At 42.9% G+C, this 13,866-nt stretch carries 10 protein-coding genes; 1 reads left to right on the top strand and 9 read right to left on the bottom strand.

The window, feature by feature from the left end; translation table 11 throughout:
* Position 1: 1 nt before the first annotated feature.
* The 9 genes from KO530_RS15625 to KO530_RS15585 all read right to left on the bottom strand — a co-directional run bounded on the left by KO530_RS15625 (position 2) and on the right by KO530_RS15585 (position 12,899).
* Positions 2 to 1,327 carry a hypothetical protein gene (locus KO530_RS15625; protein WP_216049377.1) on the bottom strand — a complete coding sequence of 442 codons (1,326 nt, stop codon included), beginning with the start codon at positions 1,325 to 1,327 and terminating at the stop codon, positions 2 to 4.
* On the bottom strand, positions 1,324 to 1,971 hold the full coding sequence (locus KO530_RS15620; protein WP_216049376.1) for a cysteine hydrolase family protein: 648 nt from the start codon (positions 1,969 to 1,971) through the stop codon (positions 1,324 to 1,326). The genes KO530_RS15625 and KO530_RS15620 overlap by 4 nt, the downstream gene beginning before the upstream one ends.
* The gene (locus KO530_RS15615) at positions 1,964 to 3,019 is read right to left on the bottom strand and encodes an LLM class flavin-dependent oxidoreductase (RefSeq protein WP_216049375.1); all 1,056 of its coding nucleotides are present in this window, start codon (positions 3,017 to 3,019) and stop codon (positions 1,964 to 1,966) included. Before KO530_RS15615 ends, KO530_RS15620 begins: the two co-directional genes overlap by 8 nt.
* A gap of 22 nt (positions 3,020 to 3,041) precedes the next feature.
* Complete coding sequence (locus tag KO530_RS15610; RefSeq protein ID WP_216049374.1) at positions 3,042 to 4,343, bottom strand: MFS transporter; 1,302 nt, start codon at positions 4,341 to 4,343, stop codon at positions 3,042 to 3,044.
* 63 nt (positions 4,344 to 4,406) lie between these two features.
* Entirely contained in the window at positions 4,407 to 6,866 is a 2,460-nt protein-coding gene (locus tag KO530_RS15605) for a TonB-dependent siderophore receptor (protein ID WP_216049373.1), read from the bottom strand.
* Positions 6,867 to 7,017: 151 nt separating this feature from the next.
* A complete protein-coding gene (locus KO530_RS15600) occupies positions 7,018 to 9,387 on the bottom strand; it encodes an acetamidase/formamidase family protein (protein ID WP_216049372.1) in 2,370 nt (789 codons plus the stop codon).
* 216 nt (positions 9,388 to 9,603) lie between these two features.
* Complete coding sequence (locus tag KO530_RS15595; RefSeq protein ID WP_216049371.1) at positions 9,604 to 10,692, bottom strand: acetamidase/formamidase family protein; 1,089 nt, start codon at positions 10,690 to 10,692, stop codon at positions 9,604 to 9,606.
* A gap of 117 nt (positions 10,693 to 10,809) precedes the next feature.
* Positions 10,810 to 11,610 (bottom strand): 4,5-DOPA dioxygenase extradiol, encoded by an 801-nt coding sequence (gene ygiD / locus KO530_RS15590; RefSeq protein WP_216049370.1) that lies wholly within the window; start codon positions 11,608 to 11,610, stop codon positions 10,810 to 10,812.
* Positions 11,611 to 11,696: 86 nt separating this feature from the next.
* Positions 11,697 to 12,899, bottom strand: a complete 1,203-nt coding sequence (locus tag KO530_RS15585; RefSeq protein WP_216049369.1) for an aromatic ring-hydroxylating oxygenase subunit alpha — start codon at positions 12,897 to 12,899, stop codon at positions 11,697 to 11,699.
* Positions 12,900 to 13,254: 355 nt separating this feature from the next.
* Between KO530_RS15585 and KO530_RS15580 the strand changes: the two genes are divergently transcribed.
* Positions 13,255 to 13,863, top strand: coding sequence for an NAD(P)H-dependent oxidoreductase (locus KO530_RS15580; protein WP_216049368.1), 609 nt, complete (start codon positions 13,255 to 13,257; stop codon positions 13,861 to 13,863).
* The last annotated feature ends 3 nt before the right edge of the window (positions 13,864 to 13,866 follow it).

The following is a 13,866-nucleotide window of genomic DNA, read 5'->3' as shown; positions in this document are numbered from 1 at the left end:
TTTAAGATTCACGTTTGCCACACACCGACAAAGCAGTTAATGCATAAATTAATGCACTGTCTACTAAATCTTGTGGAGTGGCGCGCCATCTGGGCATACCGGAAGTTACGGCCGGAATCCGCTGCATATTAAATACATTGTGGTCACGCCACATGCTTGAATAAGCGGGATGGGCAAGTTCAATTGGTTCATTTTTGGTTGCCTTAGTGGCGTCGCACAGCGACTTGACTAATGGCGCTACGGCTTGCGCATCTGCCTCGAAACCATTTCTAACAACCATTGGTTCTATGTCGTAATCATCAACATCTAAAGATGCCATTAGTTGCTTTAGCTGGTGGTATGGTTGCGCCGCTGTTTGTTGAGCGGTAAGGCCCACTTCGATATACACTGAGCAAACATCTGTACCGGCACCAAAGGTCAATGGCGAACCGGCTTTAATAGAATCAATTTGTACTTTAGGGACAGACACTCCACCTGTAGTCACATATTTATTTTCAGCTTCATATTGTTGTGACCAGCCATGTAAGGCATCAATCACAGCGCCTAATTTGTATATCGGATTTGGATGTTTGTTCGTTTCTACAGGAGCTTCCAATATTGGTGTAAATACCCCCTCGCCGAACAACTGAATACGATACAACGCATAACCATTTCCTTGCCATGTAACGCCCCAGTCACAACCTTCTGCAGCGATGGCATAATCTGCTATTACGCCTCCATGATGAAATAGGTAGTGTGCACCTATATCTTTGCCCATATAGTCCACGCCCTGCCAGTGTTCCATTGGCTCAGGACCAATTTCTCCCGGGCAAGCCGTTAAATATAACTTACCCGCTAATTCGAAACCGGCTTGTTTTAATGCTTTAGCGGCAATTAAAAAACAACTCATAGGGCCGCGATCATTACTAATAGGAAAGCCGTGAAATTTACCATCTTCCAACCAACACTTGTTCCATTCGGGATTATCTAAGGTTTTTTGTGAAAATTTATGTTGATTTATATGCGGGTCATCGCTGGGGCTTTCGGTATCAAGATGGGCGGTAAACAACAAATTTTTACCAACACCTTTACCGCCATATTCACCGATGATGTTTTGGCGCTCTGGTGTCGCGCCACATTGACGGGCTTTGAAACCATTTGTTTGTAACCAGTCAAACACAAATTTACCCGATTCTGCTTCATAGCCAGATTGGCTAGGAATATTACCAAGGGTTAGCGCCAGTTCAGTTATTTCTTGGATGTCGATGGCGGCTTTAATTGCTGCAACATCTTCATCTGTAACAGAGTAATTTACTTGTGTATCAGATGGGTACAATGGGCTGGTCATGCTGCCTCCCAACGTTTAAGAATAGATTGGGTATCGCTTAGTAAAGCGAAGTTTATCGCCATCGCTCGCAGGCTAGCGTCGTGCAACTCTGGTTCGTATGCGCCGCAACCATCAGTCACAACAATGGCATGGTAATCATGGTGAAAAGCATCTCGAACGCTAGACTCAACACAACATTCAGTAGTAACGCCACAAAACACCAACGTATCTAACTGCTTTTGTGTTAACACCTCATCCAGTTGGGTATTAAAAAAAGCGCTATAACGTGTTTTATAAATTACCACATCACCGTCTTGAGGCTGAATACCATAAAAATCCATACCTGAGGTATCTGCACGGCAGATTGCGCTTTCTGCTTTAGCATCTCTGCCTTGTCTGGTCATCCATTCTTGCCAAGCAGGAGAGTCATCTTGTTCAGTGGTTTTTAAGCCAACAAAGATAACCGCGATACCCTTTGAACGAGCACTGGCAACTAGCTTTTTGATATTTTCAATAGCGGGTTGCAGCACACTCATGTCCAGTCCAAACTGGCCTAAAAGGCCGTCTGGACTGGCGAAGTCGTTTTGCACATCGACGATGCACAACGCGGTTCGAGCAGGTGCTATCCAATCAGGCTGAAGCTCTGTTAAATCAGAATCAGCCATAATGGGCTCTTACCGCGGGTAAAATATCTTTGCCAAATTTGTGCAGCCCTTTTTCGTAATCATCAAAAATCACCATGACACCGTCCATTTCAGTGTTATCAATCATTTCGATAAGCTGCTTTTTCACTGACTCTACAGTGCCTACGATCTCGCGACTCATAAATGCACCTTGAGCACGAATTACCATGGCGTTATCTTTTAAAGCTGGGTCAATTCCGTAAGAACGCATCATGCCTTCAATTGCGCCTAGATCTTTACCCTCGCGATAATAGTCAGCTTTGGCTTGAGCTTCTTCTTCAGTGTCCTCAATGATAAGCGTTGCCATACAAAAACATTTCACTGGCGTATCAAGCTCATCGGCAATCTTGCGTGCCATACGAGTAATTTTTAAGGTTTCTTCATCGTCCTTTCCGCCCACGAAACATGCATCAGTATTTTTTACTGAAAAGCGCAAACCGCGTTCTGATTGGCCTGCACAAACCGTGAATGGTTTGTTTTGGGGTTTAGGCTGTGACACACAATCTTCAAACTTGAAGTATTTACCATCGTAATCCACATGATCTTCTTGCCAGAGTTTATGAACTAAGTCACTCCACTCTTGGGCATAAACATAACGTTCGTCATGGTCGATATCATCACGCCACGCGCCCATTTGGTTAAGCTCATCTCTGAAAGAACCTGAAACAATATTTAAACCGGCACGGCCACCGGAAATCTGGTCGAGGGTGCTCATCATTTTGGCTACCGCTCCAGGATTCATCATTAAAGTATGCACAGTGGCAATAATTTTGGCGTGATTAGTCGCTTCCGCTAACCCAGCCATCATGGTGATTGATTCTAATGACGTTCCCCAATGCTCAGTTTTACCGCCATAACCACGCCACTTTGCCATCGACATAATGAAATCCATTTTGTAACTGTCAGCAATCACTGCGGCAGTTTTATTTTGCTGATATGAAGCATCGAGTGTGGGGGTGTTTTCTGAAACAATCCAACCGCCATTTGCGATCGGTAAAAACACGCCAAATTCTTTAGTGTTGGTCGTCATATTATAAACTCCTGAATAACAACTATTTGCTGGCTACTTTAGCGGCAAGCATATTATTAATTGATGGGTCAGATGGGGGCGTTTCGGTTACTTTTTTCTGATTTAGTCTTGGCGGACGCATGAATGCAATGCCAACTAAAACCAGCATGGGCAATATACCAATCATTACGAAAGGCGGTACAAAGGTACCTGATACATCGCGCATACGACCACTAATTATTGGTGCTGCAGATGCGATAGTTGCACCAATGTTCATTAATGAAAATAGAGGTAAATAAGGTCCGGTTCCAAAGTATCTTACAAGTAAAACTGTGCAGGATAGGAAGGTAAGACCAAATCCAAAACCTATGGCAAAGGCGAAGAAACCTAAGGTCACTAATGTTTGACCAAAACTTAAGGCAAACATTCCGCCGGCCAATAGAAGTAGTGCAACTTGAAGCATTACTTTTGGATCAAAAAACTCACCGATAAAGCCGCCAACGACACGGGAAATAGCATTACAGAAAGCTTCTGCGGACAACAAAGTACTGGCTAAAGCGAAAGTGATTCCCACTTCAGTCATATGTGCTACCGAGAAGCTGTTGACTGTAATTCCCACAAATAACACTGTGGAATACGCTACGAGTAGTAAAATGTATTGAGGGGTGCGAACCGCTTGTTTAAATGTCCAAGTTTGTTCGGTTTCGTAAACCCGTTGTTTTTCGGTATCCACTTTTTCTTGTTTAGGAGGTGTTCTTAATCGATTGGCGTCCGTGAATAACAGCGATAGCAGCATTAGCCCTACTGAGATTACAATTGCTGCCAGCATAACCAGCCAATGCAGCCGCCAGTTTCCTAGCACATTGGTTGCCATCCAAACAACAATGGGTCCAACCACGCCACCTAGACCGCCTACGGTATAATAAAAACCGAAGGCCGTTGAACGTCTTTTGAAAAAGTGAGTGATGATATAAGTACCTGGTACTGAACCTACAAAGGTATATCCAGTGCCAGTGAGAATGCATCCTAAAAAGTAAGTTATAGGTTCCGTTGTTAAAAACAAAACAACAAAACCAACCGCCAATAGCAATAGACCAATAATCAGCGTAGTGGCAACACCCCATCTTCTAATTGTCACTGTAGGTAAGTACCCACTTAGCCCGCAAGCCACGCCCAGAAAAGTAAATCCTAGGCCTGCTGTGGTCCAATCCCAACCTAACTCAGTGACCATTGCTGGTAGAATAACGCCCAGTGAAGTAAAGGTTGCGGCGGTGACGACAAAAAAGCTTAAACTGAAGGTGCATAAAACAAACCATGCTTGTTTGTCAGCGCTTAACTTACCCATAATGATCCTCAAAGTGTGCAGTGTGAATACAACAATTTTTCAGCTGCACACAGATATTTCTATTTAAAAAGCGTAATTGACTGTTGCTCGCCATTCACGTCCCTTACCAGGTAATACGGCCACGTCTCCGTATAAATCCTGTAGTGATGTAAAGTAGGTTTCGTCAAATACATTGTCTATATTCAACATCAACGACCAATCACCATAGTGAGCGAAGAACGAACCCTGCACAGTCAAATAGCTTGGATACTTAACAGAATTTTCTACCAAGCCGGAGGATTCTGATACGTATCGTACCCCCCAAGTTGAACCAATACTGTCAAAAACTCCTGCTTCACTGGCATAAGTCGCATAGATACTAGTGACTGCATCCGGTATGCGCGTATCTTCTAACTCTCCTAAGTAGTAGTCGCTACCCGTTGCTGCATACATGCTGCTAGCAAAGCTCAATGCTGCCACCGAGATGCCATAGTTATCGATATCGTTCAAGCCAATATCTCGCGGATTAACAATGTAATAACCGGCAAAGCCGTCAATGTATTCGGTTTTTTGTTTGTTACTGGTAATGCTAAAACTTAAATTTTCACTGGCTAGAATACGCAGTTCCAATTCAGTACCTTCACTTCGAGTGCGGCTAACGGTGCTTCCCCCGACAGTGCTCAACTCGGTTCTTTCTTGTCGATAGCCAGAGATAGAGCCGGTGACAATGCCTTCGAATAATTCGAGTTTAACACCGCCTTCGAGCAATTCGCCGTCAGATAACCACTCGCCATTCGCAATCAAGTCCGGTGATACGTCACCTGCTTGACTAAACTCGATGGCTGAAGATTCTGCGTAGCTTATATAAGGTCGAATACCCGACTCTAGGTCTAATAACAACATCGCACTGAAGGTAAACTCACCGTCTGTATCTTCAGCGTAGGTTTCTGTCGCGTAAGAATAGGTAGGATCGCCATTCTCAGTAGACTCGACGTCGTAGTAATCGTAGCGACCACTTAATGACAAATTCCAAATATCCATTGCGGTTAAGTCGACCATCGCAAACGCAGAGTTATAGCTCCATTTTGATTGGGTATCTAAGTCCCAGAAAAAATCAGAGTTAAATGGAGAGCCAATAATGTCGTTTGGCATCGCACCTACAGAAATATCTCTGCGGTTGATGGCAATTTGACCACCATTATAGGATTCTTTTCTACGCGCATCATAATAACGGCTGCTTACACCTACGTTATAGGAACCTTGAATTGCGTCACTACTGCTGCCAAAGGCACTGATATATGAAACACGAAGCTCCGCTGTTTTGGCTAAATAATCTGCGGGGAACCCATAACTAACAAAACGTTGATTATCTAAGTAATCAGCAAATAGTTGCAGTTTTAGTTGGCTGTCATCGTCATAGGTCTTGATAAGATCGACAAATCCAGTAAAGGTTGATGTATCAGAAAAGTCGCTGTCACTTGTATACACATTGTGACGAGATAATTGTGTGGTGCCTACATTGCTATCTAAAGCTGCGACGTTCGCATCAGCATATAAATAAAAGTCTGGATAAGACGTCAATTTGGCAAAGTAGGTAGGATCTTGTGCAGATAGTTCCGCCCATTCCATTTGACCATTACCATTGGTATCCACTAAATCCGTATCACGGCCGGTAATATAAGTCCCATTATCAATTAATTCTTGGGTTACACGATTCCATCCAGGAGTTTGCACGTAGCCTTCGGCATTATATGCCATTAGGCCAGCAACTAATGTCCAGTTATTGCTTAACTCAAAGTCTGCAGTTACTTGCAGCATTTGATGCTCTGGCTCAATACCGTCGTAATAACTACCTGAATCTTCTATTTCAACATAGGTATAAATGCCGCCTTCTGCGTCACCCACATTAACAGGTACACCAAATTGGAAGCTTAAATTCTTTTTGTCGTATGAACCTAGGGTCAGTTGTACTTCACCAACCGTTTCTGGCAAGTAGCCTCCACTTTGACTTAATCTGGCTGTTTTCGGTTCAAGGTTAAGCAAGCCACCAATTTTACCTGGACCAAAATTAGCCGTAGGAGGACCTCGAAGAATATCAACTCTGGATGTTGAGCCGATTGGAGTTTGATAAGTACCGCGGTTTTCAATGCGTTTAAAGCCATGGAAATAGGTCTCTGCCAATGTTCCCCTCACATTTAAAGCACCCTCTACACCGTAGAAAGAAGCGGTAAATGTACCTGGAGCTACAGCAGTAAGATCATCTACAGTAGTTACCCCAAATGCCTTCAATGTTTCATCACTGACGAATGTTGCCGAACGAGGCGTTTCGAGTAATGACTTCTCGAAGCCGAACAATAAGCCGCTGGGTTGATTCTCAAGAAAGCCCGCAATATCTCTTTTTGCGACTACTGATACCACCTCGATAGAGTCTAAATTTTCTTCATTTTGTGTTGTTAACTCTTGTGCCATTAACTCAGTGCTAGCGCCATGCATCGCAACTACAGCTAACGAAACTGATTTAAAGAGCTTATTCAATTTGAACATAGTGTGAACCCTTCTGTTTTTATTTTCGTTTTTGCTGCTGGGTATTACACTAACAACTTACGTGTCATCACTTTTGTAGTTATCCGTCTAAGTACTTGACTATTTGTGTAACTCGACGCTTTATCCTTTTAACGTTGGTAAATTTATCAACCTAATCTGTGTTTTCAGCCAAATTCGTGAATATTCCTTTCGGGATAGCTGCATGCACTCCCCAATTACCATCAACCACCTGAGTCACGCCAAAGTCCACAGCAACAGACAATAACGAAATAGCTTCATCTTCACTTAGGTTTTGCGAATTCATTAAAAATCGACGCGCTTTTCTAAACGCGTCTCGCATAGCCAAGTCAATTGTTGATTGGTTATAAATTTCACTTTGGGCATTGCTGCCCAGTTCTTTTAAATAATTAGGGTGACTGAACCCTAAAACAACCCATTCATCGTCAGTTTCGATTAACGGGAAGTCCATATCAAAATATTGTCCGGGTAAGTCGGCTTGTTTGTGCAAAATAACTTGGAATTCTCCCGTTAATGAGCACTCTATCGCCGTTCCGCATAGCTCAGAGTCTCCTTGACTCGCATGAGGATCACCCACTGACAGTATACCTCCCTTAACGGCCACAGGTAAAAATACTCTGGAGCCTTTGCCTAAACGCCAATTGTCTAAATTGCCACCTTGATTAGATGGTGGAACAGAATCGACCAAGTCAGCATGATTAGGTGCTAACCCAATAGTACCAAAATGTGGCCTAAGAGGTATTTCTACATTTTGTAAAATGTCGAAGTTTTTTTGGGTCTTACTATGGTCAACTGGTACACCTGGATAATCTATGCGCTCATGGGTAACCCCAAATGGATCTGTTTGCGGTATCCAACGATAATTATACACAGCGTGCGCACAGCTGGGTTTGTCTGATTCGTCAATTTCGTAGATAGTAACCACTTCTCTAGGCTTAGGTTCAGTGAGCAAATCATTGTAATGAAATCCCCAGAAAGTAGCGGCGTTAGAGCCAAAACTGCGGCCTTTGAACTGGTCACTGTGATTGTGTCGAGTATGAATATCTAATATTCGTAGCTCGATTACATCCCCAGGCATGGCTTCATTTATGTATATGGGGCCAGTACAAACGTGGACTCCAAATCCTTCCCCCGCGCCTCGACCGTAAATGGAGGCATCCATGGGACCTGCACCTCTGCGATCAACATTTTTCTGTTTAGATGTCCATTTAAAAACACTCTCGGCACCGGGATCATCTTTTATCATCCGTTCATAGTCGTCGTAGGCGTGGTGGGTGAGGGTCTCTATTGTTACCTTTTCATGGGAATTCATATACAGCACTGGAGTCAGTTCACGGTCGAAAAAGCCCCAGTGAATAGTATCTTTATTGACTGGAATGTAATGATGAACCGAAGATGCTTTGTCTTGGGCTAATTTAAGCGCTTGCGACTGTTTGGCCATTGCCGCCACATCAACTTGAGGCTTATTGCCGGTGTCTTCGCGGTTTTCGGTGGTACTCACACCTATGGGGCGGCCTCTGCTCTGCTTTAATTCATGCTCTTTCGCGGCCTTCTGTTTAGAACGTTTACGATATTCTCTGGGAGACATTTTTACGTAATCACGAAAAGAACGACTAAAATAAGCTGAATCGTTAAATCCCCAGCGGAAACAAATTTCAGAAATAGATAATTGCGCATGCACTGGACTATCGAAGTCATCTTTACAGCGCTCTAAACGCCGATTTCGAATGTAGCGGCTGAAGCTCTGATCTACCGATTCAAATAATTTCTGCAAGTATCGGGGAGACACTTTATGTTCACTGGCTACTTCATTTAAGTTCAAATCTGGATTGGATAGTCGGACTTCTATACTTTGGCAAATTCGATGTAATAAAGCGGCTTTTACTCCAGCCGAACCGCCGAGAGAGCGGGTATCTGCTTCTGGAAATAGCGCTGCGATTAGAAATTCAGGAATAGCCATTTCTAGTGGACGTAGCTGATCTTCAGTCATTTTTTCCAAATTATTAGCCACTGAAACTAGCATCGCGGCTAATGTTTGAGCAGGACCTGAATGCCCCGGTAAATGCAGCATGTGTGAAGGAAGAGGAGCGATTAAACGTGCATTGAATGCGATATTTGGTACGGTCACGAATAATTGTCTGAAATCAGAATGTAAGGTTAGTGAGGTTTTGGAACCCATAGCGCCAAATACAATATCACCAGGTAAAACCTCAAAAGACCGATTCCCCTCTCTAATTGTCATTCGCCCTTCGAGGGGGAAAGCAACCCAAACACCATTATTGGTATTTTCTTTTTTAGCAATAATATTCTGCGATGCCGAACTAATTCGAGTGAATTCAATCCCGTTAGGCGTGGTTAAATTATGCATCACAGCATAAAAATCCTCTAACTTGCCCTTATATTCACAAAATAAACCGAGTTTTTCTAACGCCCCCTGCCAACTAGGAAGTCGTTCAATTTTAGAATGGGCATCGGTGGAATATTCCCAACTTCGACTAAGCATAATTTTCTCTCTTCAAATTCTCGTGACTGCACGGATAGCAATTTGTATTTTTACGTAACGGATTGGTGTTACTAGGAAAACTTTTTCTTTAAGGTTAGGTAGCAAAGCAAGTTACATACCACAGCAGGGGAGTTGTGAAGCAAAGCATGAAATGAGAATGATTATAAAAAACGCACGCTCAAAGAGTATGCGTTCAGTGTGAGGATTCAACAGCCTTTAGTCTGAATCAGGCTCACCGGTGTCTACGATACTACGTGGTATTTTAACGTGAACACCCTGTACACTATCTACCACTTGAGTTACCCCGAAATCACTGGCAACACTCATCAAAGAGTAGGCGTCGTCGCGGCTCAAACCTCGATGTTCTGAAAGCAATTCAAGCATATCGATTGAGGCATTTTTCATAGCGACATTGAGATCTTCGTCAAAGCCATGTACCACAAAATAATTTGGTGTTTCTAACAGCGGGGAAGGGAATACAAAGTCTTTGCGCACAATGATTTGCATGGTGACATCCAATGAGGCTTCAATTGCAGTGCCACTGATTTCACCATCACCTTGTGATACGTGGGGGTCGCCAATAGAAAATAATCCACCTTCTACCTGCACCGGATAATACATGGTAGAACCTGCACCAATCCGCCAGTTATCAATGTTACCACCATGTTTACCAGGTGGAATAGTGCTCACTCTGCCACTGACATCCGGTGCCACTCCAGCAGTGCCTAAGTGAGGGCGAACAGGCACTCGGACGCCATTTAAAGTCGTTTCTCGTTCACATTCAGGACACTTAGTTATCGTTCCAGGCGTTAAATATTTTCCCTTAAAGTCATAAGCATAGTGACCATGAGCTTGCATACTCGCCATGTCTAAACGGTAAATGGTGACTCGTTCTTTTTGTTCGAATTCATCATATAAGTGTCCCCAGTTAGCTGCTAAGTTTGAACCATAAGAAAAGCGCGGACGCATCGACAAATAACGAACCTCTAGGATATCACCAGGTTGAGCACCTTCGACAAATATTGGTCCTGTCATTAGGTGGACACCAGGGTTTCTGTCTGCTTCTGGAATGCCGTCCCATATGGCTTTGAGACTATCATCCATCATCAAGTCAGGCGCATCGCCAGCATGATGGGTTATGGCTTCCGCCTGAATGATATCACCACTTTTCACCTTTAATGCTGGCGCTTCGGTTGCAGAAAAGTAACCCCAATGACAGTTTTCCACTGTGGCTTTTAAGGTGTGCATAGCGCTTGCTTGACAACGATCCTGTTCTGACAAATCGTCAGTTTTCAACAGTGACATAAACTCTCCTTTCAATTATTTAGTTTGTCTTAATGGAAATAGTATTTTTCCAGATTAAGGGCTGAGGAGGTTTATTACTTGACTGTTTACGCCAGCTTAGTTGTGTGAAATAACCTTTTAGCTAAATACTACCGTCGTCATATCTAATGAGCCGTATTCAACGTAAGCAGTTTCAAAGCGCAATTTATCGTCAGGCAAGCGTGCGCCCAATACATAAAGTATCGGCAAAAAGTGATCTGGACTCGGAACTGACTCATTGGCATCTGCACCAAGGGCAGTGTACTGCACTACTTTTTCGGGGGTATTCTCGACAATCGCAGTACGCATCGCATCACCAAAACGTTTCGCCCAAGCATAGGTTCTATTGCGACCACCCCAATCCATGGCTGGTAAGTTGTGTACTATATTGCCACTTCCCATTATCAAGTATCCTTGCTGGCGAAGTTGCGCAAGCTTTTGACCTATTCTAAAATGAAACTCTGGTGTTTGTTGACGATTAATCGAGAGTTGCACTACGGGAATATTGGCTTTGGGGTAGACTTTAGCTAAGACGCACCAAGCGCCGTGGTCAAATCCCCAACTGTCATCCAGTGCCGCGCCTTCTTCAGATAAAATGGAGACCAACTTTTCAGCTAATTCCGGTGATCCTGGGGCTGGATATTGCATTTCATACATGGCTGGTGGAAAGCCCCCAAAGTCGTGAATCGTGCGAGGTTTAAGCATCGAAGTAACGCCCACACCTTGAGTGTACCAATGGGCTGAAATACATATTATGCCTTTTGGGGCTGGGAACTCTTGCCCTAGACGTTGCCACATTCTTGTTGCTTCATTGTCTTCAAGAATGTTACCTGGACTGCCATGACCGAAAAAAATCGATGGCATGGTGTTCGTTGATTGATTATCAGATTGATTTTGCATGGATTTTACCTACCAAAAAGTCATATACCATTTGCATGGCATATGACGAAATTTATTTTTGCGTACTGTAGAAATTACGATATTAATTAAGCACTCTGTTTAATCGGAATGATCTGTTTAGACTTGTCCCAACAAGATTGATAACGCTCTACTAACCATTCATTTAATAGTTGTTGTGCCTTTTCTTGCCAAGAATAGCGGCCTCTGGGAGCGAATCTAGAGGTTAAGCCAACTTGTACTAATCTATCGACATGCAAGTCCTGCTCTGTAATTTCCATGGCAGCTTTCATATTAAAATCTATTTTGTCTTCAAACAAAGGATCTTTCATTGCTCCAGGAGCAACCAAGTAGCCAATGGTCATACTATGACTGTCAGCGGATTCTGCATGCAAGATTAAGTAAATAATCATGTCGCTAGTCATCACCAAAGATAGAGTTGGCGGCAAGTTGGCAAACACCGCTTGGTGGCGGTCTTCGTCAGTTAAATTAGGAAAAATTGGTAATATCGCTTTTTGCAGTGGATTAAAAGCTGCGTCAGGGTGATTGGTTCCATTTAATCTAACATAACCTGCTTCACCTGCAGGCATTTCTGGAAAAACTGACTTTTCGCTAGGAATAAAGTCGTGCAGGGGACCTTTGTGAAGTTTGGTTGCATGATATCCGTCATTATTGTTTTCCATCATCACTTTCCAGTTCCAGTTGTATTTCTCTGGCGTCATGGGTCTGGGGCCTTCGGCTTTTTCCAAGTCGTAATTTTTTAGATATTTAGTGACTTCGGTTAATCTTGATGCCAATGGCGCTGCATTTAGGTCAAAATTAACAAAAATAAAGCCTAACCAGACTTCAACTTTTAGTTTTGGCAATGCAATATCATCACGACTAAAGTCACAGGTCTTATTCATTGCAGGAGCTCCTGACAAAGTGCCATCTAAACGATAACCCCAGTGATGATAAGGACACAAGAAGGCCTGTGCGTTACCGTGGCCCTCAGCCACTAACATTGCTCTATGTTGACACACCGCCGACAAAGCATGAATTTCTTGGGTTCTATCTCTACATATAATCAAAGGTTCGTTGACGTGAGTGACAGTGAAAAAATCACCGACTTTGGGAATCAACGATTCACGCCCAACACACAGCCACTCGTGGTTAAATAAAGCTTCTTTTTCGAATTCAAAAAATGCTTGATCAGAATAACATTCTGGAGGTAACGTTTCCGCTTGCTCAACTTCTAATGTGGAGCTGGCCAAACTGGCAAAAAACTCTTCGTCGAATACTTTTTTCATCATGCGCTATTTCCCAATGCTATTTTTATACTTGTTTAGTATTTTTGTTGAAGAGAATATCGATACAGTCTCTTTGAAACAGAAACTGATTACTTCCCAAACTGGCTCTAGTATAAAAATTTCATAGCGGCGTATCTTGGACGTATCCGTCAAACAAGTTGTAAAAAGACGTCTTTGGGTTTGCTTTATTTCGGGGGGATGATGGTCCAATGCACCAGGCTTGTGCGCAACTGCACTGATGCAATGCGAAATTAGCGCAACTCTTTTGGCAAACACAATTTATCGGGCGTAAAAAATCAAGAACTTGTGGCATGGCTTGTTTAAATTTAACTTAAACATAGCTAATGAAGACGTAAATATGAAAATAGGTATTATCTGCGGTAGCCAACGGGTTAAATCGCAAACCAGTAAAGTGGGTTTATATATTCAACAAACGTTAAACTCGCAAGATGTGAACACTTTTTTATTAGACTTAGGTAAACAGCCCCTGGCTAATTTCGATGATAGCTTTTGGTATGAAAAACAAGGTAGTTTACAAACAGCCTGGCAACCCATTGCTAAAGAATTACAAAGTTGCGATGGATTTATTGTTCTCACTCCTGATTGGCATGGAATGGTACCTAGTTGTTTAAAAAACTTTTTCTTATTCAGTAGCGCCGCAGAAATGGCCAATAAACCCGGTTTGATAGTCGCAATATCTGCTTCCGTCGGGGGATATTTACCGGTGGCAGAATTGCGCATTAGCAGTTACAAAAATAATAGAATTTGTTGGATACCTGATCATATTATCGTGCGCAACGTAAAGCTTTGTATGAATGATACAAATCCACCTGAAAACCAAGATGACATTTATATTCGTAGTCGATTACAGCATTCTATTAATTTGTTAACCGAATATGCTAAGGCGTTGAGCGCAGTTAGAAATAGCCAAGTGGCAGATTACAAAACCTATCAATACGGTATGTAAGCA

Origin of the sequence: Aliiglaciecola lipolytica (assembly GCF_018860635.1) — a bacterium.
GTDB classification, from domain to species: Bacteria; Pseudomonadota; Gammaproteobacteria; order Enterobacterales; family Alteromonadaceae; genus Aliiglaciecola; species Aliiglaciecola lipolytica_A.
Note: the sequence above shows the minus strand (reverse complement) of the source record. Positions and strands in the feature narration are given on the sequence as shown.